We start from the raw sequence: 25,938 nt of genomic DNA, 5'->3' as shown, positions 1-25,938 counted from the left end.
ACCAGCCGGTCGAACCGGCCACCGGCGGAGTGCCGCCGACGTAGTAGGAGGGGCCCGAGTGCTCAGCGCGTTCCGGTCAGCACTGACGACGCCAGACCTACGGAAGAAGATCCTCTTCACGCTGGGCATCGTCGCCGTGTACCGCCTGGGGGCGAACATCCCGTCCCCCGGGGTGTCCTTCCCGAACGTCCAGCAGTGCATCCAGCAGGTCGAGGGTGGCGAGAACTCGGGCGTCTACTCGCTGATCAACCTGTTCTCCGGCGGTGCGCTGCTCCAGCTGTCGATCCTCGCGCTGGGCATCATGCCGTACATCACGGCGAGCATCATCGTCCAGCTGCTCACGGTCGTCATCCCGCGGTTCGAGCAGCTGAAGAAGGAAGGGCAGTCGGGTCAGAACAAGCTGACCCAGTACACCCGCTACCTCACCATCGCGCTCGCGGTCCTGCAGGCCACGGGCATCGTGGCGCTCGCGGTCCGGGGCGTGCTGTTCCAGGGCTGCTCGCTGCCCGTCATTCCCGACACCAGCGTCTTCGCCCTCGCGGTCATGGTCATCGTGATGACGGCGGGCACCGCGGTCGTCATGTGGCTGGGCGAGCAGGTCACCGAGCGCGGCATCGGCAACGGCATGTCGCTGCTGATCTTCGCCTCGATCGCGCACCGCATCCCGGCCGAGGGCAAGAACATCCTCGACAACTCCGGCGGCCTGGTCTTCGCCGGTGTCTGCGTGTTCGGCCTGGCCATCATCGCGAGCGTCGTCTTCGTCGAGCAGGGCCAGCGGCGGATCCCGGTCCAGTACGCCAAGCGCATGGTCGGCCGCCGGATGTACGGCGGCACGTCGACCTACCTGCCGTTGAAGGTCAACCAGGCCGGCGTCATCCCGGTCATCTTCGGCAGCTCGCTGCTCTACCTCCCGAGCCTGATCGCCCAGCTCGCGGGCGGCAGCGACGGCTCCGGCTGGTTCCAGCAGTTCGTGCAGACCTACCTCGTCGACCAGTCGAACTGGCTGCACATCGTGCTGTACGTGGCACTGATCATCTTCTTCACGTACTTCTACGTCGGCATCACGTTCAACCCCGACGAGCGGGCCGACGAGATGAAGAAGTTCGGCGGCTTCATCCCGGGCATCCGGCCCGGCAGACCGACGGCCGAGTACCTGAACTTCGTCCTGTCGCGCATCACGCTGCCCGGCTCGTTGTACCTGGGCATCATCGCGGTCCTGCCGAACTTCTTCCTCGGGATCACCGGCAGCGGGCAGAACCAGAACTTCCCCTTCGGCGGCACGGCCGTGCTGATCATGGTCGGTGTCGGCCTCGACACTGTGAAGCAGATCGAGAGCCAGCTCATGCAGCGGAACTACGAGGGTTTCCTGCGTTAAGGTGCGATGGACGGCAGTCAGCGCGGCGCGTCACCCGCAGCCGTGCGCTGCCCCGTCCCGCCGCCCGCCGCACCCCGCCGGCGACGTTCGGCACCACCGCGATCGTGTTCACAGGGAGGTTGGTTTCGCGTGCGACTCGTTCTGGTCGGTCCGCCGGGAGCGGGCAAGGGCACCCAGGCGGTGCGGATCGCCGAGCAGCTCGGCATTCCCCACATCTCGACGGGTGACCTGTTCCGGGCCAACCTCGCGGGCGAGACGCCGCTGGGTCTCGAGGCCAAGGGGTACATGGACGCCGGCAACCTGGTCCCGGACTCGGTGACCGTCGGGATGGTCAAGGCCCGGCTCGCCGACCCCGACGCCGCCAAGGGCTTCCTGCTCGACGGTTTCCCGCGCACCACCGCGCAGGCCGACGCGCTGGCCGAGATCCTCGCCGAGACCGGCGACGAGCTCGACGCGGTCGTCGAGCTGCAGGTGCCGGAGGACGTCGTCGTCGAGCGGCTGCTCGCGCGTGGACGTTCGGACGACACCGAGGACGTCATCCGCAACCGGCAGCAGGTCTACCGCGACGAGACCGCGCCGTTGCTGGACTACTACCGCGACCGGCTCGTCACCGTGGACGCCGTCGGCGAGGTCGCCGAGATCACCGACCGGGTGTTCGCGGCACTGCCCGAACGCTGACACGACCCGAGACGCCGACACCGTCCGGCCTCCGGCGGGGCCGGGCGGACGCGGCACGAGCGAGGAGCGTCGATGAACGGCGAGGGACGGGGCGGCGTACGGGGGGCTCTGGCCCGGTTCCGAGGCCGTGACGTCGAGGTGAAGACGCGCGGCGAGCTCGAGGCGATGCGTGTGGCGGGCCTGCTCGTCGCCCGGACCCTCGAGGCGGTGACGACGTTGGCGAAGCCGGGCGTGAGCACGGCCGATCTCGACGCGCTCGCCGAGCAGACCATCCGCGACGGCAACGGCGTCCCGTCGTTCCTGGGCTACCACGGGTACCCGGCGTCGATCTGCGCCTCGGTGAACGATCAGATCGTGCACGGCATCCCGTCGGCGGCCCAGGTCCTCGCCGAGGGCGACCTGGTGTCGGTGGACTGCGGCGCGATCGTCGAGGGCTGGCACGGGGACGCGGCGGTGACGCTGGAGATCGGTGAGGTCTCGGCTGCCGACCGCGCGCTGTCGGCCGCGTGCGCGGAGTCGCTGCAGGCGGGAATCGCGGCGGCGCTGCCCGGGGGGCGGCTCACCGACATCTCGCACGCCGTGCAGACGGCCGTCGAGAAGGCCGCGTACCGCGACGGCGCCGACTACGGGATCGTCGCGGAGTACGGCGGCCACGGCATCGGGACGTCGATGCACATGGACCCGTTCCTGCCGAACTTCGGCGACGCCGGCCACGGGCTGCGGCTGCGGCCGGGGATGGCGCTGGCCATCGAGCCCATGATCACCGCGGGCGAGCCCCAGACCCGCGAGCTCGACGACGGCTGGACCGTCGTCACCGCCGACGGCAAGCGGGCCGTGCACTGGGAGCACACCGTCGCGATCACCGACGACGGACCGTGGGTGCTCACCGCGGCGTAGCCGGCGGGGTGACGCTCGCCGCATCCGCCTTGCAGTACGCCCGTCCTGTGGGCGACGATTGCAGGGTCGCGGGCGGAACCTCGCGAAAGTGATCCTCGTCTAATGAGGATCGCCTGACCTGCGGTCGTTGCGTTCGTGTGACGCGAGCCCGCTGGTCTTTCGTCGTGCGTGGTCTAAGTTCTGCCCATGAGTGCAGATGCCGGAGCGCCGCACACCTCGGTGGGTGTGCCCCGCGAGGCGGGTGAAGGAGAGCGCCGAGTCGCGCTCGTGCCCAAGGTGATCGAGAAGCTCCGCGGCCGCGGGGTCGAGGTCGTGGTCGAGTCGGGCGCCGGGCTGGGCGCCCTGATCCCTGACGAGCTGTACACCGCGGCGGGCGCGCGCATCGGCGACCCGTGGTCGGCGAACGTGGTCGTCAAGGTGGCGCCGCCGACGTCGGAGGAGATCGGGCGGCTGTCGTCGGGGTCGACGTTGATCGGCTTCCTCGCGCCGCTGACGGCCAAGGAGACGACGGCGGCGCTCAAGGCCGCCGGCGTCACGGCCTTCGCGATGGAGTCGGTGCCGCGGATCTCGCGCGCCCAGTCGATGGACGCGCTGTCGTCACAGGCGAACGTCGCCGGGTACAAGGCGGTGCTGCTGGCCGCGTCGGAGTCGACACGCTTCTTCCCGATGCTCACGACGGCGGCCGGCACGGTGAAGCCGGCGACCGCGCTCGTGCTGGGCGTCGGTGTCGCGGGCCTGCAGGCGCTGGCCACCGCGAAGCGGCTCGGCGCCCGCACCACCGGGTACGACGTCCGCCCCGAGGTCGCCGACCAGGTGCGCTCGCTGGGCGCGCAGTGGTTGGATCTCGGGATCGAGGCCGTCGGCGAGGGCGGGTACGCCCGCGAGCTCACCGAGGCCGAACGCGCCGAGCAGCAGAAGCGGCTCGAGGAGGCGATCACCGGGTTCGACATCGTCATCACCACGGCGAACGTCCCCGGCCGCACCGCCCCGACGCTGGTCACCGCCAAGGCGGTCGAGGGCATGAAGCCGGGCAGCGTCGTCGTCGACCTCGCGGGGGAGAGCGGCGGCAACTGCGAGCTCACCGAGCCGGGCCGGACCGTCGTCAAGCACGACGTCACGATCGCCTCGCCGCTGAACCTGCCGGCGACCATGCCCGAGCACGCGTCGGAGCTGTACTCGCGCAACGTCTCGGCGCTGCTGGAACTGATGCTCGACGACACCGGCGCGGTCGCGCCGAACTGGGACGACGAGGTGCTCGCGAAGTCGTGCGTCACCCGGGAGGTGGCGAACTGATGGAATCCGGGCTGCTCGCGAACATCGCGATCCTGGTGCTGGCCGGCTTCGTCGGCTTCGCCGTCATCTCCAAGGTCCCCAACACGCTGCACACGCCGCTGATGTCGGGGACGAACGCCATCCACGGCATCGTCCTGCTCGGTGGTCTCTACGTACTGGGCACGACCGAGAACCCGGGTGTGGTCGACTCGATCCTGCTGGTCGTCGCCATCGCGTTCGGGATGATCAACGTCATCGGCGGCTTCCTGGTCACCGACCGCATGCTCGGCATGTTCAAGTCCCGCCCCGAGCCGAGCCCTGCATCGGCGGGGAAGCCGGAGAGCAACGGAAAGGCCGGGGCTGACCTGTGAGCACGCTCATCCCGATCCTCTACATCGTCGCGTTCTCGCTCTTCATCTACGGCCTGATGGGCCTGACCGGACCGAAGACGGCAGTGCGCGGCAACCTGATCGCCGCGGTCGGCATGACGATCGCCGTCGTCGCCACGCTGCTGCAGGTCAAGCACAACTGGCTGCTGATCGTCGTCGGCCTCGTCGTCGGTGCCGCGCTGGGCATCCCGTCGGCGCGTCAGGTCAAGATGACCGCAATGCCGCAGATGGTGGCGCTGTTCAACGGTGTCGGCGGCGGTGCGGTCGCGTTGATCGCCTGGTCGGAGTTCCGCACCGAGGACCACTTCACCGGCACCGCGACCTACGTGGTCGTCGCGTCGCTGTTCGCCGCGATCATCGGCTCGATCTCGTTCTGGGGCTCGCTGGTCGCCTTCGGCAAGCTGCAGGAGATCCTCCCGGGCCGGCCCATGGGGCTGGGCAGGGCGCAGCAGGTCGTCAACCTCCTGCTGCTGCTGGGCGCCATCGCGTGCGCCGTCGTCGCGGGCCTCGGCGGGGCGTCCGAGCTGTGGATCATCGGGCTGCTGGTCCTCGCCGCGGTGCTGGGCCTGATGGTCGTGTTCCCGATCGGCGGGGCGGACATGCCCGTCGTCATCTCGCTGCTCAACGCGCTCACCGGCCTGTCGGCCGCGGCCGCGGGCCTCGCGCTGAACAACACGGCGATGATCGTCGCGGGCATGATCGTCGGCGCGTCCGGCTCGATCCTCACCAACCTGATGGCCAAGGCGATGAACCGCTCGATCCCGGCCATCGTCGCGGGCGGCTTCGGCGGTGGCGGCGTGGCACCGAGCGCCGACGGCGTCGAGCGCACCGTCAAGTCGACCTCGGCGGCCGACGCGGCGATCCAGATGGCCTACGCCAACCAGGTCGTCGTCGTCCCGGGCTACGGGATGGCCGTCGCGCAGGCCCAGCACGCCGTCAAGGACATGGCGAAGCTGCTGGAGGCCAAGGGCGTCGAGGTCAAGTACGCGATCCACCCGGTCGCGGGGCGCATGCCCGGGCACATGAACGTCCTGCTCGCGGAGGCCGATGTGCCCTACGACAGCCTCAAGGAGATGGACGACATCAACGACGAGTTCGCCCGCACCGACGTGACGCTGGTGATCGGGGCGAACGACGTCACCAACCCGGCGGCCCGGACGGACTCGTCGAGCCCGATCTACGGCATGCCGGTGCTCAACGTCGACGACTCGAGGTCGGTCATCGTCCTCAAGCGGTCCATGAACTCGGGCTTCGCGGGCATCGACAACCCGCTGTTCTACGCCGACCACACGGCGATGCTGTTCGGCGACGCGAAGAAGTCGGTCATGGAGGTCGCCGAGGAGCTCAAGGCCCTCTGACCTCCGGCTCCGCCGCGGCGGGCCGTTCCCGGACGACCGGGGGCGGCCCGCCGACGTCGTCCACAGGCGGGTCGAGGGGGTGCGCGACCTCGTCGCGGGGCAGCCGCCAGCCGACGATCGCGGCCACCGCGAGCAGCAGGGGGACGGTTCCGGCCAGCACGAACGTCAGCGGGATGCCCAACGCCTCGCCGACCGGTCCGGCCAACGCCATCGACACCGGCATCAGTGCGAGCGAGACGAAGAAGTCCAGGCTCGACACCCGGCCGAGCAGGTGCGGCGGGACGCGGCGCTGCAGCAAGGTCCCCCAGATCACCGTCGCGCCCGCGCCGGTCACACCGACCACGAAGGCGACGACGACCATCACCCAGAGCCGGTCGGTCAGGCCGATGACCGCGAGCGGGGCGACACCGACGCCCCACAGCAGGATCATCGTCGTGAGGTAGCGGCGCGGCATCCGCAGCGACGAGGTGATGATCGAGCCGACCGCGCCACCCACTCCGTACGCGCCCAGCACCGTCGCGTAGCCGCTCGGGCCGGCGCCGGTCCGGTCGCGGACCGCGAACGGCAGCAGCACCTCGATCGGGCCCAAGCACGACGAGCACGTACAGGACCGCGAAGGCCAGCGTCGCGAACAGCCAGCCGGTGCGCAGCAGATAGCGGAACCCCTCACCGAGGTCGGCGACGACGGAGGCCCGCGGGGCGGACGCCACCGCGGTCGCCGGGCCGGCCGCGGTCGTCGGGGTCCCGGTGGCGGTCGCGCCCGGTGCCGCCGCAGCGGCGGCGGGCACGTCGGGGGGCCAGCGGGACCGCCTCGACCGCGCAGAGGACGAGCCGCCGCCGCAGCCGGTCGGCCGCGACGCCGCCGACGAGCACCGACAACAGCAGCCCGCCGCTGTTGGCGGCCGCGACGACCGAGAGCTGCGCGGGGCCGCCGCCCAGCGCGATGACCTGCCAGACGATCGCGACCAGCCAGATCCCCGTCGCGAACAGGGACGCGGCCATCGACGACACCAGCAGCCGGTACTCGCGACGGCGGAAGGGGCGCAGGGCCCGCGGCACACGGGAGGGGCCCGCCTCGACGCTCGACACGTCAGGATGCGACCATCGGGACCCGGGTCGTCTCAACCGGTTTGTCCGGAGCGTCTCGTCCCGGCCGGGCCTCTCCCCGCGCGCGTGTACCCGAATGTGAAGGCTGCACGCAAGACCCGTACACTGGTGGTTCGGCGCGTCGGGTTGCGCCGGTTCCGTCGTGCCTCCCGCATGTCGTTCCCGGTGTCCCGCGTGTCTTCCGGAGTTCGTCGACCCTGGTCGTCGCGCCCGGAGCACGACCGACAGAGCACTCTTGAGCACGACATCACGGAACGCGGAGGACATGGCCAAGAAAGACGGGGCGATCGAGGTCGAGGGCCGGGTCGTCGAACCCCTGCCGAACGCGATGTTCCGCGTGGAGCTGGAGAACGGGCACAAGGTCCTGGCTCACATCAGCGGGAAGATGCGGCAGCACTACATCCGGATCCTCCCCGAGGACCGGGTGGTCGTGGAGCTCTCACCCTACGACCTGTCCCGCGGCCGCATCGTCTACCGCTACAAGTGATCGCCCGCTCCACCGGAACGAGAAGGCAGCAGACGTGAAGGTTCAGCCGAGCGTCAAGAAGATCTGCGACAAGTGCAAGGTGATCCGCCGTCACGGCCGGGTCATGGTGATCTGCGAGAACCTGCGTCACAAGCAGCGTCAGGGCTGATCGCCGCCCCCTGCACGTCGCGGTCGTCCTGACCGCATCAGAGGACCCGATGCACCTGTCGCGCCACACGGGCGCGGCCCACCCCCGGCCCCCAGGCCGGGGCCCGGACCACGAGTCGGACCGGGGCGGACATCGGGCAGACCTGGGGATTCGACAAGAGGAGAACACCGCCGCATGGCACGACTCGCCGGCGTCGACCTCCCCCGCGACAAGCGGATGGAGATCGCGCTCACCTACATCTTCGGCATCGGGCGTACCCGCTCGCTGGAGATCCTCAACGCCACGGGTATCAGCAAGGACCTCCGGTCCAAGGACCTCTCCGACGAGGACCTGACCGCCCTGCGTGACTACATCGAGGCCAACTTCCGCGTCGAGGGCGACCTGCGCCGCGAGGTGCAGGCCGACATCCGTCGCAAGATCGAGATCGGCTGCTACCAGGGGATCCGGCACCGCCGGGGCCTGCCGGTGCGCGGCCAGCGCACCAAGACCAACGCCCGCGGCCGCAAGGGACCGAAGAAGACGGTCGCCGGCAAGAAGAAGGCAGGTAAGAAGTAATGCCGCCCCGTACTCGTGGCGCGGCGGGCCCCAAGAAGGTCCGCCGCAAGGAGAAGAAGAACGTCGCGCACGGCCACGCGCACATCAAGAGCACCTTCAACAACACCATCGTGTCCATCACGGACCCGACCGGTGCCGTGATCGCGTGGGCCTCCGCCGGCCACGTCGGTTTCAAGGGCTCGCGCAAGTCGACGCCGTTCGCCGCGCAGATGGCCGCCGAGAACGCGGCGCGCAAGGCCGCCGAGCACGGCATGAAGAAGGTCGACGTCTTCGTCAAGGGCCCGGGCTCCGGTCGCGAGACCGCGATCCGGTCCCTGCAGGCCGCGGGCCTCGAGGTCGGCACCATCAGCGACGTGACCCCCCAGCCGCACAACGGATGCCGCCCGCCCAAGCGGCGCCGCGTCTAAGGGGAAGGGAGTAACCAGACATGGCTCGTTACACCGGCCCCATGACCCGCAAGTCCCGCCGGCTGAAGGTCGACCTCGTCGGCGGCGACCAGGCGTTCGAGCGCCGTCCCTACCCGCCCGGCCAGCACGGCCGGATCCGGATCAAGGAGACGGAGTACCTCCTGCAGATGCAGGAGAAGCAGAAGGCGCGCTTCGCGTACGGCGTGCTGGAGAAGCAGTTCCGCCGGTACTACGAGGAGGCCAACCGGCGTCCCGGCAAGACCGGTGACAACCTGCTGCAGATCCTCGAGTCGCGGCTCGACAACGTCGTCTACCGGGCGGGCCTCGCGCGCACCCGGCGGATGGCCCGTCAGCTCGTGAACCACGGGCACTTCCTGGTCAACGGCCAGAAGGTCAACATCCCGAGCTACCGCGTCGGTCAGTACGACATCATCGACGTGAAGCCGAAGTCGCTGGGCACGGACCCGTTCATCATCGCCAAGGAGCTCCTCGGCGACCGTCCGATCCCTGCCTGGCTCCAGGTCGTCCCGTCGAACCTGCGCATCCTCGTGCACCAGCTGCCCGAGCGGGCGCAGATCGACACGCAGGTCACCGAGCAGCTGATCGTCGAGCTCTACTCCAAGTAGTAGGTCTCAGCGGTCTCTGTTCGTCCCCCCGCCCTGCAGTGGGGCGGGGGGCTCACTGCGGCATCAAATAGTGGTTGCCGCGGCACACGAAGGAGACACATCGTGCTGATCTCTCAGCGCCCCACCCTGACCGAGGACTCGGTCACCGAGACCCGGTCGCGGTTCGTCATCGAGCCCCTCGAGCCCGGCTTCGGCTACACGCTGGGCAACTCGCTCCGGCGCACCCTCCTGTCCTCCATCCCGGGGGCGGCGGTGACCAGCATCCGCATCGACGGCGTGCTGCACGAGTTCACCACCGTGCCGGGCGTCAAGGAGGACGTCACCGACATCATCCTCAACCTCAAGGAGCTCGTCGTGAGCTCCGAGGAGGACGAGCCGGTGACGATGTACCTGCGCAAGCAGGGCCCCGGCCCCGTCACCGCGGGCGACATCGTGCCCCCGGCCGGCGTCACCGTGCACAACCCGGACCTGCACATCGCCACCCTGAACGACAAGGGCCGCCTCGAGGTGGAGCTCGTCGTCGAGCGGGGTCGTGGCTACGTCCCGGCCATGCAGAACAAGGCCACCGGCGCCGAGATCGGCCGCATCCCGGTCGACTCGATCTACTCGCCGGTCCTCAAGGTGACCTACAAGGTCGAGGCCACCCGTGTCGAGCAGCGCACCGACTTCGACAAGCTGGTGCTCGACGTCGAGACCAAGCCGTCGATCACCCCGCGGGACGCGCTGGCCTCGGCCGGCAAGACCCTCGTCGAGCTGTTCGGGCTCGCCCGCGAGCTCAACGTCGACGCCGAGGGCATCGAGATCGGCCCGTCGCCGCAGGAGGCCGACACCATCGCGGCCTTCGCGATGCCGATCGAGGAGCTCGACCTCACGGTCCGCTCCTACAACTGCCTCAAGCGCGAGGGCATCCACACCGTGGGTGAGCTGGTGGGCCGGTCCGAGGCCGACCTGCTCGACATCCGCAACTTCGGCGCCAAGTCGATCGACGAGGTCAAGATGAAGCTCGTCGGCCTCGGCCTCGCGCTGAAGGACAGCCCGCCCGGATTCGACCCGTCGGCCGCGGCCGTCGACTACGGCTCCGACGGGTTCGACCCCGACACCTTCGGCGACGACGGTCAGGACTACGCAGAAACGGAGCAGTTGTAGCCATGCCTCAGCCCACCAAGGGCCCCCGCCTCGGCGGTTCGCCCGCGCACCAGCGGCTGATCCTGGCCAACCTGGCGACGCAGCTGTTCGAGCACGGACGCATCACCACCACCGAGGCCAAGGCCCGGCGGCTGCGTCCGTACGCGGAGCGCCTGATCACCAAGGCCAAGAAGGGCGACCTGCACAACATCCGCCAGATCGCCAAGGTGATCCGGGACAAGGACGTCGTGCACCGGCTGGTCACCGACATCGGCCCGTTCTTCGCCGACCGCAACGGCGGCTACACCCGCATCACCAAGACGCTGCCGCGCAAGGGCGACAACGCCCCGATGGCCGTGATCGAGCTGGTGTCGCAGAAGACGGTCACCGACGAGGCCGAGCGGGCCCGCCGGGTCGCCGCGTCGCAGCGGGCGGCCGAGGACAAGACCCAGGCCGCGGCCGCCGCTCCGGCGGCGGAGGAGCCTGCGGCCGAGGAGTCGACCGCGCCGTACGGCGAGGGCAGCCACGCCCCGCTGGACGACCCGCAGCAGGCCCCCGAGGGCTTCGAGATCAAGGGCAACGCGGACTCGATGCTCTACCACGTCCCCGGTTCGGCGTTCTACGACCGCACCGTGGCCGAGGTCTGGTTCGCCTCCGCCGAGGCGGCCGAGGCCGCGGGCTTCCAGCTGCCCGAGTCGCAGCGTGAGGCCGCCGCGGACGAGGCGTCCGACGACGCCGAGGCCGAGGGCGACGAGGCCTGATCCCCACCCCGCACCACGACGAGCCCGCCGTCCACGAGGACGGCGGGCTCGTCGCTGTCGGGCCGACGGTGCGCTACCGGCTCGACATCGCCTACGACGGCACCGACTTCTCGGGCTGGGCCCCGCAGCCCGGCAGGCGCACCGTCCACGGTGTGCTCACCGATGCGCTGCAACGACTGGTGCGCGCTCCCGTCGCGCTGACCGTCGCCGGGCGGACCGACGCAGGTGTGCACGCGAGCGGGCAGGTGGCCCACGTCGACCTGAGCGGAGAGCTCGAGCCCGACCGGCTGGTGCGCCGGCTCGCCCGGCTGCTGCCCCCGGACGTGCGGGTGCGGGCCGTGACCGCGGTGCCCCCCGAGTTCGACGCCCGCTTCTCCGCGCTGCGCCGGCACTACGTCTACCGCGTGACGACGGCCCCCTGGGGTGCCGACCCGTTGCGCGCGAGGGACACCCTGGCCTGGCCGCACCCGATCGACCTCGACGCCGTCGCACGGGCCTCCACCGCGCTGCTCGGCGAGCACGACTTCGCGGCCTTCTGCCGGCGCCGCGAGGGGGCGACGACGATCCGCGAGCTGTTGCGGTTCGCGTGGTCGGTCGACGCCGACGGGGTCGTCCGCGCCGAGCTGAGCGCCGACGCCTTCTGCCACAGCATGGTCCGCAGTCTGGTCGGGGCGATGCTCGACGTCGGGCGCGGGCGCCGGGCCGTCGAATGGCCCGCGGGGCTGCTCGACCGCGCCGAGCGGGCCTCCGACGTCGCGGTCGCGCCCGCGCACGGGCTCACCCTCGTCGGCGTCGACTACCCTGCCGACGACGCGCTGGCCGCCCGCGCCGCGGTGACGCGCAACATCCGTACCCGCTGAGGACCCCTGCCGAAGGGGCGCGGCGAGGTGCGGCCGACGCGTGGTGTTCGCCCGGCGCGCGCGGTGCTCGTCGCCCGGCACGGACCGGTCAGCGGGCGGGTTGCAGGCGGGCCTCCCGGCGGCGCGCGATGCGTGCGTGCACGAACAGGCTCAACGCCAGCCAGAACATCGGCCACGCCGGCCAGAAGAACGGCGCGGCCGAGGTGGCCCAGCCGATGATCAGCAGTGTCGCGAGCGCGGCGACGACCGCGCCGTGGACGGCGAGCCGGGTACGCGCCTGCGTCGACAACGGCGGTGCGGGCGGCGGGGGCGGTGCCGGCAGGTCGTCGGTGAGTTCGGCGAGGTCCGCCTCGACGCGGGCGGCATAGGCCGCCGCCTGCCGCTCGTCGGCCTCCTCCAGGGTCAGCCTGCCCTCGGCGAGTGCGCCGCGGATGCGTTCGGCGACGCGCTCGCGATCGGCGTCGCCGATGCGGACGGGCTTCGCCGGGTTCTGCGGGATGGTCATCATGCGCTCCTCGGTCTCGTCCTCGGGTCTCGTCCTCGGGTGTCGTCCCCCCGGGTTCGTCGTCGTCGAGCCTGGCGCGTTCGAGGGCGGCGCGCGTCGGGCCGGGGAGGGCATCCGATGTCGGCCCCGGGGTGTGCTCGTGGCGGGGCGCGTACTCCTCTGGGAGTACGTGGACCGTCGCCGCGGCGCCGATGACGACCCGCCCCGACCGGCCTACCGTGATCCCGTGATCTCCGACCGGACGAGCGCCCCGGCAGCGCCGGATGCCGTCGGGCGCGCGCCCGACGACGGGCCCGATCGCCACGGCGGCGGGTGGCCCTGGACCGTGCTACCGGTCGTCGTGACGCTCGTCGTGCAGGTCGGGGTGTGCAGCGCCGCCGCCCGCTGGCAGCCCGACGCCCGGCCTCTCGACGTCTGGGCCTACCTGCTTCTCGTGGCCGGCCCGCTGGCCCTGCTCGCCGTGCGGCGCGCCCCCGTCGCGGTGCTCGTCGGGACGACCGCGGCGTCCCTGCTCTACTTCGGCCTCGGCTACCCCGGCGGCCCCGCCGTGCTGGCGACGATCGTCGCGCTCGTGGCGACCGTCGTCGCCGGGAGACGGCTCGTCGCCTGGCTGGTGGGCTTCGTGGGGGTCGGCGGTTACCTGCTCACGCACGCGCTCGGCGGCTCGCCCGTGCCCGGCCCGGCGATCGGAGCGCTCGTCGGCTGGACGCTCGTCGTGCTGGTCGGGTCGGAGGGCGTGCGGGTCCGCCGCGAGCGGGTCGCCGAGGAGCGACGTCGTGCCGCGGAGTACGGGCTGCGATGTGCGACCGAGGAACGCCTGCGGATCGCCCGGGAGCTGCACGACGTCCTCGGTCACCACATCTCGCTGATCAACGTGCAGGCCGGGGTGGCGCTGCACCTGATGGACTCCGGCGGCGACCCCGCGCAGACCCGCGACGCGCTGACCGCGATCAAGCGGTCGAGCAAGGAGGTGCTGCGCGAGATGCGCACGACGCTCGGGGTGCTGCGCGGCGCCGACGAAGCCGCGCCGCGCGGTCCGGTGCCGGGCCTCGGCGCGGTGCCCGATCTCGTCGGGCGCGTGTGCGAAGCGGGCCTCGACGTGCGGCTGGTCGACGACGGGCCGCTCGGTGAGGTCGACGAGCAGGCCGGGCTCGCGGCCTACCGGATCGTGCAGGAGGCCCTCACCAACGTCCGTCGGCACGCGCCGGGAGCGGCGGCCGTCGTCGCGATCCGTCGCGACGGGCCCGACCTGCGCGTCGTCGTCACCGACGACGGGCCCGGCGCCGCCCCGTCGGACGGGTCGGGACGTGGCATCGCGGGCATGACCGAGCGGGCGACCGCGCTCGGCGGTGCGCTGACGGCCGGTCCTGCCGGCGGGGGCGGGTTCCGGGTGGAGGCACGACTGCCGGTGGGTGCGTCGTGAGCGTGCGGGTGCTGCTCGCCGACGACCAGGCGCTCGTCCGGGCCGGGTTCCGGGCACTGCTCGACGCCCAGCCCGGCGTCGGTGTCGTCGCCGAGGCCGCCGACGGCCGCGAGGCGGTGCGGCTCGCCGTGGAGCAGACACCCGACGTCGTGCTGATGGACATCCGGATGCCCGTGCTCGACGGGCTCGCCGCGACCCGCGAGATCGCCTCGGACCCGCGGCTGTCGGGGGTGCGCGTCGTCGTACTGACGACCTTCGCCGAGGACGAGTACGTCTTCGAGGCCATCCGGTCGGGGGCGAGCGGCTTCCTCGTGAAGGACACCGAGCCCGCCGAGCTCGTGCACGCGGTCCGGGTCGTCGCCGACGGGGACGCGTTGCTGTCACCGGGCGTCACGCGACGGCTGATCGAGGAGTTCGCGGTGCGATCGGGACCGGCGGGGGCCGTCGCCGCGTCTGCGCTGACGGTGCTGACCGACCGGGAGCGCGAGGTCGTCGCTCTCGTCGCGGGCGGGTTGACCAACGACGACATCGCCGAGCGGCTCGTCGTCAGCCCGGCGACGGCGAAGACGCACGTCAGCAGGGCCATGGGCAAGCTCGGGTGTCGCGACCGCGCGCAGCTCGTCGTGCTCGCGTACGAGAGCGGCCTCGTGCGGCCGGGCTGGGCGAGCTGATCGCGGCCGGTTCCGCCGAACCGCCACGAAGAAGCGCTTCTCCCGGATAACGTCCGCGGAATGGTCCGACCGGCCACGATCCGCAACCCCGCCACCCGCGACCAGGCCGACGCCTACCGGTTCGGGCTGCGGCGGATGGAGGCCGCGCTCGTCCGGGGCGACACCGTGCTGCAGCACGAGCAGCTGCGCTCGCAACGCCGGGCGGCGTTCGCCGGGGTCGTGCTGGCGCTGCTCGCGCTCGGCGGCGTCGCCCTGCACGCCGCGATCGCCCCGGCCCCCGACTGGACCCGCCAGCACCTCGTCGTGACCCGGGAGGGCGGCACCCTCTACGCCGTCGCGCACGGTCCCGACCGGCTGATTCCGGTCACCGGCACGGCTGCCGGCCGCCTCGTGCTCGCGGCACTGGGGGACACCGCCGCCGCGACCGCCGTCCCCGTCACCGTCGACGACGACGACCTCGCCGGCGCCCCGCGCACCCCGATCGCCGAGGCGCCCGCGGCGGTCGGGGTGCGCCCGGAGGGGCCGGGCCCCGTCGGCGCGTGGGCGGTGTGCGACCGCGTCACGCCCGACGGGTCGGAGCTGACCGGCACGACGGTCGTCGCGGGTGGGGCGGCCGCACCGGGCGACCCCGCCGCCGTGCTCGTCCGCGGCGGCGGCGCGACCTACGCGATCGTCGACGGGGTGCGGTACGGCATCGACCTCGACGACGCACCCCTGCTCGCCGGCCTCGGTGCCGACGCCCGGACCGTCCGGCCGATCAGCCCGGGCCTGCTCTCCGTCGTTCCCGACGGCGGCCGGCTCGCGACGCCGTCACTGCCCCGCGGGAGGGCGCCCACCGGCGTCGACGCGCTGGTCGGCGACGTCGTGTCCACTGTGGAGGAGAGGTCGTACGTCGTGCTGCCCACCGGGCTGCGCGAGGTCCCACCGCTGCTCGCGAAGGTGCTCGCGGCGCGCTCGGGCCGCCCCGTCGGGACGGTCGCCCCCACGACGGTCGCGGCGCTGCGGGTGTCGACGCCACCGCTCGGTGAGTGGCCCGCCCCACCGGCCCGGTGGGCCGAGCGATCCCCGGTCGTGTGCCGGACCTGGACGCCGAACGGCGCGCACGTCGGGCTGGGGGACGCCCTCCCGGTGCCGAGTGGGGCCGTCACCGTCGACCTGGCGCAGCGCGACGGACCGGGCCCCCGGACCGACGCGGTCGTCCTGGGCGAGGGGGCCGGTGGGCCGGTGCGGACCGGGACGGGACCGGCGCTGGTGTCGACGACGGGCGTCGTGCACCACGTCGCCGACGACGCGACCGCCGCGGCGCTCGGGTTGGGTGCCGCGGAGCCCGCGCCCGACGCGGTCCTGGCGCTGCTCCCGACGGGTGCGACGCTCGACCTGGGCGCCACCGACCGCGTCGTCGACGTCCCCGCGGCCGGGAACTGACGACGCCGCCCGTGCCGGCCACGCGGCGGGCGCTGCCGCCGCGGGGCGCAACCTGCGCGTCGTGCTCGCGCGGCCAGGGAGCAGTGAGGTTGCGGCCGGGAGCGGGCGGCCGATTCCCGGGCGCTGCCGCCGCCGGGCGCAACCTGCGCGTCGTGATCGCGCGTCCGGACAGCAGTGGGGTTGCGGCCGGGAGACAGGGACGGGCGGCTGCCGGTGTCAGCGCTGCCGAGGCCGGCGCAGGGCGCGGACCAGGAGCAGGACGGCGAGGGCCGCGACCCCCACCGCACCGGCGCCGACCTCGGGCGGGAGGCCGGGTGGCGGGGCCATCCGCACACCCAGTCCCGGCAGCGGAGCCGTCGGCGCCCGGGCGGCGAGATCGGCGGTGCCGCCCAGCGCCGCCACGGGGTCGACGATCCCGGCACCGACGGCGTCGCTCGGACCGGCGGGCCGCGCCGTCGACACGATCCTGTCCATGATCGCGCGGGCGCTCATCCGAGGGTTGCGCTCGCGCAGCAGCGCCGCGGTCCCGCTGACGAAGGGTGCCGCGAAGCTGGTGCCGCGCACCGTCGGACCGGTGAAACCGGAGGGGATCGCGAGCGAGGCGAGGCCGTCGCCGGGCGCGGCGACGTCGATCCACGGCCCGCGCACGCTGAAGCCCGCAGGCGTCCCGGAGCGGTCGACCGCCCCCACGGCGAGGACGTCCGCGCCCAGCGATCCGGGCAGCGCGACGAGCTCGCCCGTGCAGCCGCCGCTCCCGATGTTGCCCGCCGCCGCCACGACGACGACGTTCTTCTCGACGGCCTCCCGCAGTGCCCGGCGCAGCGGCGGGGCGGCAGCGGCGGCCTCGGCCCTGCTGGTGCAGGCGGCCTCGGACACGTTCACGACGTCGGCGCCCGCCCGCACGGCGGCGTCGATCGCGTCGGCCAGGGTCCTGGTGTCGCCGACCGGTGTGGTCCGCCCGGCGTCGTCGAGGAACACGAGGCTCGACTGCCGGATCGCCAGTACCGACGCGCCGGGGGCGACCCCCGTGAACGCGTCCGCGTCGTCGGGCGCGGCCGCGATGAGCCCGGCGACGGCGGTGCCGTGGCCGTCGCAGTCCTGCATCCCGGTCCCGCCGCCGACGGAGTCGCCGCCCCCGGTGAGCCGGCCCGTCAGCCGCGGGTGCGCGGCCACCCCGGTGTCGATGACGGCGACGCGCACGCCGCGGCCGGTCGCGAGCCGGTGCGCGGCGTCGAGCCGCAGAGCGGCCACGGCGGGGTCGACCGTCGTCGGCGGCGGGCCGTCGCGGGTGTCGTGACAGTGCGCGGGCGCGTGCAGCGCCGGGACGGTCGCGTGCAGCGGTGCGACGGCGAGCAGCGCGGCGGCGGCCACCGCGGCGAGGGCGCTGATCACAGGCCGTGGACCACGGTGTACAGGCCGGACACCGCGACGGCCAGGGGCGCCGTCGTCGCGACGAGGCCGATCTCGATCATGTCGGTCGCCCGTCGGAGGACCGGCGAGGCGACGACCCTGCCGCGCGTGCCCAGCCCGGCCGCGGCCGCGACGAGGACCAGCCCGACGACGATCGGCCCGACGGGGCCCGCGGCGGCCACCGGCAGCAGCGCGGCCAGCCCCGCGACAGCCGCGGTGGTCAGCAGGACGAGCACGGTCGTCGCGTCCGGCGTGCCGCGTGACCGCAGCGCCAGCACGAGGGCGACGAGCGCCGCGAACAGCGCGGCGAGCCACGACGGGACGGCCGTGGACGTCGTCGCCACCACGGCTCCGCCGGCCGCGACGCAGGCAAGGCCCGCCACCCCACCGGTGAGGTAGCCGCGGGCGAGGTCGGCTCGGTCGGCCAGCTCGTCGGGCGACATGTCGGCCCCGGCGCCGGTGACGAGGTCGTCGTCGATGGGCGGGACCGCGGGGGAGGGGAGCCCGGCGAGCCGGAGCGCGCAGCGGGGCACCAGCGCGTTCGCGGCGAGCGCGACCGCCGCCGTCGTCGCCGCCACCGGCGCGGCCCCGGCCCCGGTCAGCAGGGCCCCGGTCGCGGCCACCACGAGTGCGCCGGCGATCGTGGCGACGGCGAGCAGCGCGGGCGTGACGACCCGGACCACGATCTGGCCTCCCGCCGCCGCCACCCCGCCCGCGGCAGCGGTCAGCAGCAGCCCACCGGGACCCGACGGCAGCGCCGCCCACCCCGCCGCCGCGGCGAAACCCGTGGCCGCCAACGCCGCCACCCGCGCCTCGCGCAGCCCGGCGAGGTCGGGCGGCCGCCGCCCCGCCGCGACGACGCCCCCCACCGCGAGCAGCGCAGCGACGACGGCGACCGGCACCCGCCCTGCCGACCCGGTCGCCGCGGCAACGGCGAGCAACCCGGCCGCGATGCCCGCGACCAGCAGGGCGAGCACGGACCCGGCGCCCTCGATGCCACCCCCGGGTGTCGGTGTCGCGGCCCGGGCCAGCGCGTCGACGGGATCGTCGAGCACCGGCGGGGGCGGCGGGGCGACGTCCGGGGCGAAGTACAGGACCTCGCCGTCGAGCACGCCCAGCAGGTCGAGCGAGGAGGCGGCGGGCAGCAGGGCGCCCGCGGCCGTCGCGAGCCGCCACGGCACCGGCCCGCCGGACATGCCGGATGGCCTGCCCAGCAGGTCGAGCAGCATCGGGACGAGCTCGGCGACGGGCACACCCGTCGGGAGCGCGACGTCGGCGGTGCGGTGCGGGGCGCACACCGTCACCCGGCACCAGGGCGAGCCCGGCACCGGCGGCGTGCCGGCCTGGCGCCGCGCGCTCGCGTAGGGATCGCTGCCGAGCGGGACGGTCGCCGAGAAGTCCGGGACGGGCGGCGTCGCCAGGGCCGGATCGGGACGGGGAGCCACGGCGGTCACCTCGTGTTCCGTTCTGTGAATCGGCCACGGCGGGTGGCCCGGGCTGCCTACTATCGCCGCGCTCTCGGCCCCATACGGGCCGAACCGACGAACCAGCGGCCGGTCGTTCGCACCTGACAGCGTCGACCCGGGCCGGTGCCGAAAGGAGTGCCAGTGGGCACGATCGCGATCGTGCGGCCGCGCCGGTCCACGCCGCGGATGCCCGCGGGCGAGCTGGTGCTCGAACCGCCGCCGGAGCCGGAGCGCGTCGTGCCGGGCGGTCTGGCGGGCCGGCTGCTGCCCGTCGTGATGGTGGTCGGGTCGATCGGGATGGTCGCCGCACTCGGCGTCCGCAACCCGTCGTCGTGGACGTTCGGCGGGATGATCGTGTTGTCCGGCATCGCGATGGCCGTGTCGGGATCGGCCGGGCAGGGGCCCGCCGCCCGGGCCGCCGGGCTCGACGAGGACCGGCGCGACTACCTGCGCTATCTCGCGACGCAGCGCGCCCGCGTCCGGCAGGTCGCCGACGAGCAGCGGGCCGCGCTCTGCTCGGTGCACCCCGGGCCGGCCGCGTGGGTCGACGTCGTCGCCGCCGGCAGGCTCTGGGAACGGCGTCCGACCGATCCCGACTTCGCGCAGGTCCGCGTCGCGCTCGGGCCCCAGCGGCTCGCGACCCGGTTGACCGCCCCGCAGACCGGCCCGGTCGAGGGCGTCGAGCCGGTCACCGCGGCGGCGTTGCGGCGCTTCCTCGGGTGCCACTCCGTCGTCGCCGACCTGCCGGTCGCGCTGGCACTGCGGTCCACCGCGACGGTGTGGCTCGAACGCACCGGCACCGATCCGGAGCCGGCGCGCGCGCTGGCCCGCGCGATCGTCGCCCAGTACGTCATGTGGCACAGCCCCGCCGACGCGCTGGTCGCCGTGCTGGCCGCGGACCGGGCGGCCTGGGAGTGGGTGAAATGGTTGCCGCACAACGGCCACCCGCAACGCAGCGACGCCGTGGGCCCGGTCCGGATGGTGACCTCGGACGCCGACGAGCTGCGCGGCCTGCTCGCCGCGGAGCTGGCCGGACGGCCGGCCGCGGCGGGGCCGGCCGAGCCGCACGTGCTCGTCGTGGTCGAGGGCACCGACGCGCCCGGGGCGTGGGCCGCGGTCGCCGGTGTGACGGTCCTGCGCGTCGGCGCCCCGCCGGGCAGGCGGTCGGTCCCGTCGGTCGTGCGGCTCGTGGTGTCGACCGGTGCGCTCGCGCGGGTGCGTGGCGACGACGCCGGTACCCCGGTCGGCGTGCCCGACGCGCTCGGCGCCGTCGAGGCGGCGGCTCTCGCCCGCAGGCTCGCACGCTACCGACCAGCCGCGGCCCCGACCGCCGACGATGGCGAATCCGTTGCGCCGCAGGATCTCCCGTCGTTGCTCGGGCTCCCGCCCCGGCCGGGACCCGCCGACGTGACCGCCCTGCGGAGGCGCCGCGCCCGGACCGCGGCCGACCGGCTGCGCGTACCGCTGGGCGTCGACGAGCACGGCAACCCGCTGCTGCTGGACCTCAAGGAGTCCGCCCAGGGCGGCTCCGGTCCGCACGGGCTGTGCATCGGCGCGACGGGCTCGGGCAAGTCGGAGCTGCTGCGCAGCCTGGTGCTGGGGCTGGCGACCGCGCACGACCCCGCGGAGCTGAACCTCGTGCTCGTCGACTTCAAGGGGGGCGCGACGTTCCTCGGCCTCTCGGGCCTGCCGCACGTCTCCGCGGTGATCACGAATCTCGCCGACGAGCTGACGCTGGTCGACCGGATGGCCGCCGCGATCTCGGGCGAGATCACCCGCCGCCAGGAGCTGCTGCGGGCCGCCGGCAACCTCTCGGGTGTCGCCGACTACACCGCCGCCCGACGGCAGCGGCCCGAGCTGCCGCCGCTGCCCGCGCTGCTGATCGTCGTCGACGAGTTCTCCGAGCTGCTCGCGCAGCGACCCGAGCTGATCGACCTGATGGTGACGGTGGGGCGACTCGGCCGCTCCCTGGGGCTGCACCTGCTGCTCGCGTCGCAGCGGTTGGAGGAGGGTCGACTGCGCGGGTTGGAGTCGCACCTGTCGTACCGGATCGCGTTGCGCACCTTCTCCGCCGCGGAGTCGCGTGCCGTGCTCGGGGTCCCCGACGCGCATCAGCTGCCGCCCGTGCCGGGTTCGGCGTTCCTCGCCGACGGGACCGGCGAGCTGGTGCGCTTCCGGGCGACGTACGTCTCGGGCCCGGCCGCGCGCGGGTCGCGGTCCACCGGCGACGCGGGCGTGCGGCGGGCGTTGCCGTTCGGGGTCGACGTCGTCGCGCAGTGGCACGGTTCGCAGCCTCTGCCCGACGACGGGTCCGGGCCGGGCGCGTCCGTCCTCGACGAGCTCATCACCGCCGCCGACGGGCTCGGTCCCCCCGCGCACCGGGTCTGGCTGCCGCCGCTGGACGACCCGCCCCCGCTCGACACCGCCGCGCTCGGTGCCGCGTTCGACGACGCCCCGCTCGACGATCGGCAGCTCGGCGCCACCGCGGAGGGCCTGCGGGCCGTCGTCGGCGTCGTCGACCGGCCCTACCAGCAACGACGCGAACCACTCGAGATCGATCTGGCCGGTGCGGCCGGCCACGTCGCCGTCGTCGGTGGCCCCCGGGCCGGCAAGTCCACGGCGCTGGTGACGCTCGTCGCCGCGCTCGCGGCGAGCCGCTCCCCGGCAGCGGTCGGCGTCCACGCGATCGACCTCGGTGGGGGCGCGCTGGCCCGGCTCGGCGGCCTGCCGCACGTCGGCACCGTCGCCGACCGGGGGGACCCCGACCTGGTGCGCCGCACGGTCGCCGAGGTCGCGGCGCTGCTCACCCGACGCGAACGGCTCTTCCGCGACGCCGGGATGGCCTCGGTCGAGGAGTTCCGCATCCGCCGCGCCGCCGGCGACTTCCCCGACGAGCCCGCCACCGACGTCGTGCTCGTCGTCGACGGGTGCCTCGCGCTGCGCACCGAGTTCGAGGACGTCGAGACGCGGTTGCTTCCCCTCGCGGCGCAGGGCCTCGGCTACGGCGTGCACCTCGCCGTCGCGGCGGGGCGCTGGAGCGAGCTGCGACCCGCGCTCAAGGAGCTGCTCGGCACCCGGATCGAGCTGCGGCTCGGCGAGCCCGGCGAGTCGGAGATCGACCGCAGGCGGGCGGCGACCGTCCCGGCGCGCCCCGGGCACTGCCTCGCCCGGGACGGCGCGGCGGCCGTCGTCGCCGCGCCCTGGACGAGCGCCTACCCCGACACCGACGCGCTCGTCGCCGCCGTCGCGGCCGCGTGGCCGGAGGAGGGGATGCCGCCGGTGCGGACGCTGCCCGCACGGGTCGACCTCCGGTCACTGCCCGCCGCGGCGCCCGGGCGGCTGCGACTGGGGCTGGACGAGGACGGGCTGGCCCTCGTCGAGCTGGATCCCGCGGCCGAGCCGCACCTGATGTGCTTCGCCGACGCCGAGAGCGGCAAGAGCGCGCTGCTGCGGCTGCTGGCCGCCGAGGTCTGCGCACGGTTCACCCCGGAGCAGGCGCGGCTCGTCGTCGTCGACCCTCGGCGCGCGCTGCTGGACGCGGTCCCGGACGGCCACCTGCTCGCCGCGCCGAGCACCGCCGAGACCATCGCCGCCGCCGCCCGCGATGTCGCGGAGTCGTTGCGGCGCAGGCTCCCCGGCCCCGAGGTCACCCCGCGGCAACTGCGCGCCCGCGACTGGTGGACCGCGCCCGAGGTGTGGCTGCTCGTCGACGACTACGACCTCGTCGCACCGACCGCGACGGGCGGGACGCATCCGCTGCTGCCGCTCGCGGAGTTCCTGCCGCAGGCCAAGGACGTCGGGCTGCACGTGGTGGTCGCGCGCCGGTGCGGCGGCGCCGGCCGCGCGCTCTACGACCCGGTGCTCGGCCGGCTGCGCGAGCTCGGCGCTCCGGGTCTGGTGATGAACGGCAGCCCCGACGAGGGCGCGCTCGTCGAGAACGTCAAGGCCGGACCGATGCCGCCCGGGCGGGCCGTGCTCGTCGACCGGCGTCGGGGGCCGCGCCGGATCCAGATCGGCTGGCTCGCGTCCGACGAGACGGGCGGCTGAGCATGGTGCGCGTCGCCGTCGCGCCGGGTGCCGACCGCACGCGGGTCGCCGTCGCCGACCCGGCGCCTCGCGTCGTGGCCGAGCTGGCCGGGCGGGTCGATCCGGGCGAGGCGGTCCGGCTGCTGTTCGGACGGCCCGTCGACCCTCTCGTCGTCGGGGTCGACGCGGCCGCGGCCGTCGGTGGCGAGGCGGCGCGGCTCGTCGTCGACGCGGGTGCGTCCGGGACACGGGTGTCCGTCGTGGACGGTTCCCGGGTGACGGCCACGATCCGCGTTCCGGTGGGCGGCACCGCGTGCGACGCCGCGCTGGCGGCCGCGCTGCACGTCGACCCGGCCGTCGCGCGCGCCGCCCGCGAGCGGTTCGCCCGGCGGTCCACGGCGGCCCGCGAGCTGCTCGCGACGGTGCTGGCCGAGGTCGTGGTGGTCGTCGCCGACGCTGCACGGGCGCACCGGGTCCGAGAGGTCGTGCTCGTCGGCGGGCTCGCCCGCGATCCGCTGCTCGCCGAGCTGCTCGACGCCGCGGGCGTCACCGGGGTCCGGGTGGCCGCGGATCCGGCCGCGGCGCTCGTCCTTGCCGCCGTGAGCGACGCGCCGCGGGCACCGGACGCGCCCGGCACCGGTCCGGTGCCCCGGCTGTTGCCCGCACCGCGCAGGCGGCCGTGGCGGCCGGTCGCCGCGACGGTCGCGCTGCTGCTGGTCGTCGGTGCCGGGGCCGGCCTTCTGCTGTACGGGGGCGGGAACGCCGGGCGCGTCGCCCCGGCAACGGCGCCGGCGGCCGCGACCCTCGCGCAGTACGGCTACCGGTTCACGCTGCCCGAGGGGTGGGTCCACACCGGTGGCCGACCGGAGCGACGGCGCACCGTCGTGACGCCGCGGGACGTGCCGAACGGTGTCGAGCTCGTCGCGGTGGAGCGGACCGATCTCGGGTACGACGCGGCACTCGAACCGCGGCGGGCCGCCGCCGAGCTGCGGGCCGTCTTCGACGCCGCCGTTGCCGCCGGCGAGCCGCTGTCCGGGTGGGCGGTCGGGGTGCGGGCCGGGCGGCCCGTCACCACCTACGTCCAGCTCCTCGCGGACGGCGCGCTCGTCGACTGGACCGTGCTGCTCGACGGGCCGGCCCAGCTCAGCGTGGGTTGCCGGCACGGGTCCGTGACGTCGGGGGCGCTGACGCGGGCGTGCGCGGAGGTCGTCGGGTCGGTGGTCCGCGCCTGAGGGGTGCCGGACGGATCAGTCGTCGGCCTGCTGAACGAGGAGCATGCAGAACGGTCCGTCGGTCAGCGCGCGCCAGCGGTGTCGGACCCCGCCGCTGTAGAAGAGGGTGTCGCCCGGGCCGAGCTTCTGGATGCCGTGCTCGTCGAGGTCCATCTCGAAGTCGCCGGAGACGACGTACATGAACTCCTCACCGCGGTGCACGTAGTACTCCTCGAACTCGCGCGGCCCCGAGCGGTACTCGACGGGCAGCATGGTGCGCCGTTCGCGGAAGAGCCCGCGTGCCTGTCCGTCGCTGTGCCCGATGCCCAGGCTGTTGGGGGCGTCGCGGCGCACGAGCGTGACGGGTGCCTCGTCGGGCAGGGCCATCAGGGCGTGGGCGGTGGTGTTGAGGGCGTTGGCCAGCGCGGTGAGCGAGCGCATGCTGGGCCGGGCGAGCCCCCGTTCGAGCTGACTGACGAAGGGCCGGCTCAGTCCGCTGAGCGCGGCGAGCTCGGTGATGTTGATCCCGATCGAGCGGCGGCGGCTGCGGATCGCTGCGCCCATCGCCGCGAGGAGCTCGTCGGTGTCGTCGCGGCCGTTCACCCGCGTGACCGTACCCGAGCGCGCCGTGAGGATCGTCGTGTCCGTCGTCGCTGATGATCCGCGCCGGGACGCGGCCGCGCCCGGGCACGGCGCGGCCGCGTCACTCGGCTACTCCGCGGCCGCGAGGGTGTTCTGTTGGGTGAACTTCATGTACAGGTACTCGCCGTTGCGCATGGGCTCGTACTTGGCGGGGTTCTCGTCGTCGAAACAGGTGGGGATGCACTCGATGACGGCGTCGTAGTTCGGCTGCACGAAGTAGGGGATGGAGATTCGCGACTGGGTCCGCGCGATCTCGTGCGGCGGGTTGACCACGCGGTGCATCGTCGAGACCCACCTGTCGTTGGTCCAGCGCTCGAGCGAGTCACCGAGGTTGACGACGAAGGTGCCGGGGACGACCGGGACGTCGACCCACTCACCCGCCTTGTTCTCGACCTGCAGGCCGCCGCCCTCGACGTCCTCCTGCCAGAGGATGGTCATCGCGGTGTAGTCGCTGTGCGCGCCACCGCGGATCTGGTTGGGCTTGGGCTCGGTGAGCTGCGGCGGGTAGTAGTTGGTGCGCAGGATGCTGATGTGCTTGTCGACCTTGTCGACGAAGTAGTCGTGCGGCAGGTCCAGGGCGCTCGCGAAGATCTCGAGCATCTCCAGCGTGAGGCCTTCCATGGCCTGGTAGTACGCCCGGTACGCGGGCTCGAAGTCCTCGACGCCGGTCGGCCACACGTTGGGCGCGAAGTGCGCGCCGGCCGCCTCGGCCTGGTGGTAGTCGTCGGCCGGGGCGTCGAGCGGGCCGATGTCGTAGGACTCCTTGAGATCGGGCGGGGCGGGCTGGTCCTCGAGCAGGCCGAGGCCCTCCTGCTCGACGCCGCTGTAGCCGCGGATCTGTCCGGCCTCGGGCCGGGCGACGGCGAGCTTGTTCTCGAGCGGACCTTCGAAGAACGACTTCGTGGCCCGGTACATCCGGGAGATCAGGTCGTCGGCGATGCCGTGGCCGGAGATGACGAGGAAGCCGATGTCGGTGCAGGCCTGGGCGACCTGCGCGGCCACCTCCGCCTTCTGCGCGGGGGTGCCCGAGCGGAAGGGCGAGATGTCGATGACCGGGACGGACATGAGGGTCATGGCTGGTCCTCCAGGGTGAGGGACGTTCTCGGTTGCGTAC

24 protein-coding genes and 1 pseudogene are annotated in these 25,938 nt (G+C 73.7%); 19 read left to right on the top strand and 6 right to left on the bottom strand.

What is annotated here, in order from left to right; translation table 11 throughout:
• Positions 1 to 58: 58 nt before the first annotated feature.
• The 6 genes from secY to PSED_RS27145 all read left to right on the top strand — a co-directional run bounded on the left by secY (position 59) and on the right by PSED_RS27145 (position 5,969).
• On the top strand, positions 59 to 1,375 hold the full coding sequence (gene secY, locus PSED_RS27170; RefSeq protein WP_013677445.1) for a preprotein translocase subunit SecY: 1,317 nt from the start codon (positions 59 to 61) through the stop codon (positions 1,373 to 1,375).
• A gap of 129 nt (positions 1,376 to 1,504) precedes the next feature.
• On the top strand, positions 1,505 to 2,053 hold the full coding sequence (locus tag PSED_RS27165; protein WP_013677444.1) for an adenylate kinase: 549 nt from the start codon (positions 1,505 to 1,507) through the stop codon (positions 2,051 to 2,053).
• Between the two features lie 72 nt (positions 2,054 to 2,125).
• A complete protein-coding gene (gene map, locus PSED_RS27160; protein WP_013677443.1) occupies positions 2,126 to 2,950 on the top strand; it encodes a type I methionyl aminopeptidase in 825 nt (274 codons plus the stop codon).
• Positions 2,951 to 3,136: 186 nt separating this feature from the next.
• Positions 3,137 to 4,243: a Re/Si-specific NAD(P)(+) transhydrogenase subunit alpha gene (locus PSED_RS27155; RefSeq protein WP_041760037.1), complete on the top strand. Its 1,107-nt coding sequence runs from the start codon at positions 3,137 to 3,139 to the stop codon at positions 4,241 to 4,243.
• Positions 4,243 to 4,593, top strand: a complete 351-nt coding sequence (locus PSED_RS27150; RefSeq protein WP_013677441.1) for an NAD(P) transhydrogenase subunit alpha part 2 — start codon at positions 4,243 to 4,245, stop codon at positions 4,591 to 4,593. Before PSED_RS27155 ends, PSED_RS27150 begins: the two co-directional genes overlap by 1 nt.
• Positions 4,590 to 5,969 carry an NAD(P)(+) transhydrogenase (Re/Si-specific) subunit beta gene (locus PSED_RS27145; RefSeq protein WP_013677440.1) on the top strand — a complete coding sequence of 460 codons (1,380 nt, stop codon included), beginning with the start codon at positions 4,590 to 4,592 and terminating at the stop codon, positions 5,967 to 5,969. The genes PSED_RS27150 and PSED_RS27145 overlap by 4 nt, the downstream gene beginning before the upstream one ends.
• On the opposite strand, the pseudogene PSED_RS35765 reads toward PSED_RS27145, so the two are convergent.
• Positions 5,956 to 7,028: pseudogene (locus tag PSED_RS35765) on the bottom strand (MFS transporter). The gene PSED_RS27145 and the pseudogene PSED_RS35765 overlap by 14 nt on opposite strands.
• Before the next feature lie 313 nt (positions 7,029 to 7,341).
• On the opposite strand from PSED_RS35765, the gene infA reads away from it, so the two are divergent.
• The 8 genes from infA to truA all read left to right on the top strand — a co-directional run bounded on the left by infA (position 7,342) and on the right by truA (position 12,045).
• A complete protein-coding gene (infA, locus tag PSED_RS27130) occupies positions 7,342 to 7,563 on the top strand; it encodes a translation initiation factor IF-1 (RefSeq protein ID WP_004558881.1) in 222 nt (73 codons plus the stop codon).
• Between the two features lie 34 nt (positions 7,564 to 7,597).
• Complete coding sequence (rpmJ, locus tag PSED_RS27125) at positions 7,598 to 7,711, top strand: 50S ribosomal protein L36 (RefSeq protein WP_010148647.1); 114 nt, start codon at positions 7,598 to 7,600, stop codon at positions 7,709 to 7,711.
• Between the two features lie 174 nt (positions 7,712 to 7,885).
• Positions 7,886 to 8,266 carry a 30S ribosomal protein S13 gene (rpsM, locus tag PSED_RS27120; RefSeq protein WP_013677439.1) on the top strand — a complete coding sequence of 127 codons (381 nt, stop codon included), beginning with the start codon at positions 7,886 to 7,888 and terminating at the stop codon, positions 8,264 to 8,266.
• Positions 8,266 to 8,673, top strand: a complete 408-nt coding sequence (gene rpsK, locus PSED_RS27115; RefSeq protein WP_013677438.1) for a 30S ribosomal protein S11 — start codon at positions 8,266 to 8,268, stop codon at positions 8,671 to 8,673. Before rpsM ends, rpsK begins: the two co-directional genes overlap by 1 nt.
• A gap of 20 nt (positions 8,674 to 8,693) precedes the next feature.
• A complete protein-coding gene (gene rpsD, locus PSED_RS27110) occupies positions 8,694 to 9,299 on the top strand; it encodes a 30S ribosomal protein S4 (RefSeq protein ID WP_013677437.1) in 606 nt (201 codons plus the stop codon).
• A gap of 102 nt (positions 9,300 to 9,401) precedes the next feature.
• Positions 9,402 to 10,445, top strand: a complete 1,044-nt coding sequence (locus PSED_RS27105; protein ID WP_013677436.1) for a DNA-directed RNA polymerase subunit alpha — start codon at positions 9,402 to 9,404, stop codon at positions 10,443 to 10,445.
• Positions 10,446 to 10,447: 2 nt separating this feature from the next.
• Positions 10,448 to 11,185, top strand: coding sequence for a 50S ribosomal protein L17, sunset domain variant (gene rplQ / locus PSED_RS27100; protein ID WP_013677435.1), 738 nt, complete (start codon positions 10,448 to 10,450; stop codon positions 11,183 to 11,185).
• A gap of 68 nt (positions 11,186 to 11,253) precedes the next feature.
• Positions 11,254 to 12,045, top strand: coding sequence for a tRNA pseudouridine(38-40) synthase TruA (gene truA, locus PSED_RS27095; RefSeq protein WP_013677434.1), 792 nt, complete (start codon positions 11,254 to 11,256; stop codon positions 12,043 to 12,045).
• Between the two features lie 88 nt (positions 12,046 to 12,133).
• Here the strand turns inward: truA and PSED_RS27090 are convergent, their stop codons facing one another.
• Positions 12,134 to 12,550 (bottom strand): DUF1707 SHOCT-like domain-containing protein, encoded by a 417-nt coding sequence (locus PSED_RS27090; RefSeq protein WP_013677433.1) that lies wholly within the window; start codon positions 12,548 to 12,550, stop codon positions 12,134 to 12,136.
• A gap of 226 nt (positions 12,551 to 12,776) precedes the next feature.
• On the opposite strand from PSED_RS27090, the gene PSED_RS27085 reads away from it, so the two are divergent.
• From PSED_RS27085 to eccB, 3 genes are read left to right on the top strand one after another with little or no spacing between them, the layout of a single operon-like run.
• Positions 12,777 to 13,973 carry a sensor histidine kinase gene (locus PSED_RS27085; RefSeq protein WP_143770641.1) on the top strand — a complete coding sequence of 399 codons (1,197 nt, stop codon included), beginning with the start codon at positions 12,777 to 12,779 and terminating at the stop codon, positions 13,971 to 13,973.
• On the top strand, positions 13,970 to 14,644 hold the full coding sequence (locus PSED_RS27080) for a response regulator transcription factor (RefSeq protein WP_013677431.1): 675 nt from the start codon (positions 13,970 to 13,972) through the stop codon (positions 14,642 to 14,644). The genes PSED_RS27085 and PSED_RS27080 overlap by 4 nt, the downstream gene beginning before the upstream one ends.
• A 60-nt stretch (positions 14,645 to 14,704) precedes the next feature.
• Positions 14,705 to 16,069 (top strand): type VII secretion protein EccB, encoded by a 1,365-nt coding sequence (eccB, locus tag PSED_RS27075; protein WP_013677430.1) that lies wholly within the window; start codon positions 14,705 to 14,707, stop codon positions 16,067 to 16,069.
• 216 nt (positions 16,070 to 16,285) lie between these two features.
• On the opposite strand, the gene mycP is transcribed toward eccB, so the two are convergent.
• Entirely contained in the window at positions 16,286 to 17,461 is a 1,176-nt protein-coding gene (gene mycP, locus PSED_RS27070; RefSeq protein ID WP_013677429.1) for a type VII secretion-associated serine protease mycosin, read from the bottom strand.
• Positions 17,458 to 18,924 carry a type VII secretion integral membrane protein EccD gene (eccD, locus tag PSED_RS27065; protein WP_013677428.1) on the bottom strand — a complete coding sequence of 489 codons (1,467 nt, stop codon included), beginning with the start codon at positions 18,922 to 18,924 and terminating at the stop codon, positions 17,458 to 17,460. The genes mycP and eccD overlap by 4 nt, the downstream gene beginning before the upstream one ends.
• 162 nt (positions 18,925 to 19,086) lie before the next feature.
• Between eccD and PSED_RS27060 the strand changes: the two genes are divergently transcribed.
• Positions 19,087 to 22,992: a type VII secretion protein EccC gene (locus PSED_RS27060; protein WP_013677427.1), complete on the top strand. Its 3,906-nt coding sequence runs from the start codon at positions 19,087 to 19,089 to the stop codon at positions 22,990 to 22,992.
• 2 nt (positions 22,993 to 22,994) lie between these two features.
• Complete coding sequence (locus PSED_RS27055; protein ID WP_013677426.1) at positions 22,995 to 24,203, top strand: type VII secretion-associated protein; 1,209 nt, start codon at positions 22,995 to 22,997, stop codon at positions 24,201 to 24,203.
• Between the two features lie 15 nt (positions 24,204 to 24,218).
• Here PSED_RS27055 and PSED_RS27050 read toward each other — a convergent pair whose 3' ends face one another.
• The gene (locus PSED_RS27050) at positions 24,219 to 24,785 is read right to left on the bottom strand and encodes a helix-turn-helix domain-containing protein (RefSeq protein WP_049803516.1); all 567 of its coding nucleotides are present in this window, start codon (positions 24,783 to 24,785) and stop codon (positions 24,219 to 24,221) included.
• A 108-nt stretch (positions 24,786 to 24,893) separates the two neighbouring features.
• Positions 24,894 to 25,898: an isopenicillin N synthase family dioxygenase gene (locus tag PSED_RS27045; RefSeq protein ID WP_013677423.1), complete on the bottom strand. Its 1,005-nt coding sequence runs from the start codon at positions 25,896 to 25,898 to the stop codon at positions 24,894 to 24,896.
• Positions 25,899 to 25,938: the final 40 nt, after the last annotated feature.

Origin of the sequence: Pseudonocardia benzenivorans CB1190, assembly GCF_000196675.2 — a bacterium.
In the GTDB taxonomy this organism is placed as follows: domain Bacteria; phylum Actinomycetota; class Actinomycetes; order Mycobacteriales; family Pseudonocardiaceae; genus Pseudonocardia; species Pseudonocardia benzenivorans.
Note: the sequence above shows the minus strand (reverse complement) of the source record. Positions and strands in the feature narration are given on the sequence as shown.

Bases quoted from the DNA above. Each gene is read 5' to 3' on its own strand.
- PSED_RS27055 (WP_013677426.1), top strand. From the start codon at position 22,995: ATGGTGCGCGTCGCCGTCGCGCCGGGTGCCGACCGCACGCGGGTCGCC.
- PSED_RS27045 (WP_013677423.1), bottom strand. From the start codon at position 25,898: ATGACCCTCATGTCCGTCCCGGTCATCGACATCTCGCCCTTCCGCTCG.
- PSED_RS27090 (WP_013677433.1), bottom strand. From the start codon at position 12,550: ATGACCATCCCGCAGAACCCGGCGAAGCCCGTCCGCATCGGCGACGCC.
- rpsK (WP_013677438.1), top strand. From the start codon at position 8,266: ATGCCGCCCCGTACTCGTGGCGCGGCGGGCCCCAAGAAGGTCCGCCGC.
- rpsD (WP_013677437.1), top strand. From the start codon at position 8,694: ATGGCTCGTTACACCGGCCCCATGACCCGCAAGTCCCGCCGGCTGAAG.
- PSED_RS27150 (WP_013677441.1), top strand. From the start codon at position 4,243: ATGGAATCCGGGCTGCTCGCGAACATCGCGATCCTGGTGCTGGCCGGC.
- PSED_RS27155 (WP_041760037.1), top strand. From the start codon at position 3,137: ATGAGTGCAGATGCCGGAGCGCCGCACACCTCGGTGGGTGTGCCCCGC.
- infA (WP_004558881.1), top strand. From the start codon at position 7,342: ATGGCCAAGAAAGACGGGGCGATCGAGGTCGAGGGCCGGGTCGTCGAA.
- rplQ (WP_013677435.1), top strand. From the start codon at position 10,448: ATGCCTCAGCCCACCAAGGGCCCCCGCCTCGGCGGTTCGCCCGCGCAC.
- rpsM (WP_013677439.1), top strand. From the start codon at position 7,886: ATGGCACGACTCGCCGGCGTCGACCTCCCCCGCGACAAGCGGATGGAG.
- map (WP_013677443.1), top strand. From the start codon at position 2,126: ATGAACGGCGAGGGACGGGGCGGCGTACGGGGGGCTCTGGCCCGGTTC.
- eccB (WP_013677430.1), top strand. From the start codon at position 14,705: ATGGTCCGACCGGCCACGATCCGCAACCCCGCCACCCGCGACCAGGCC.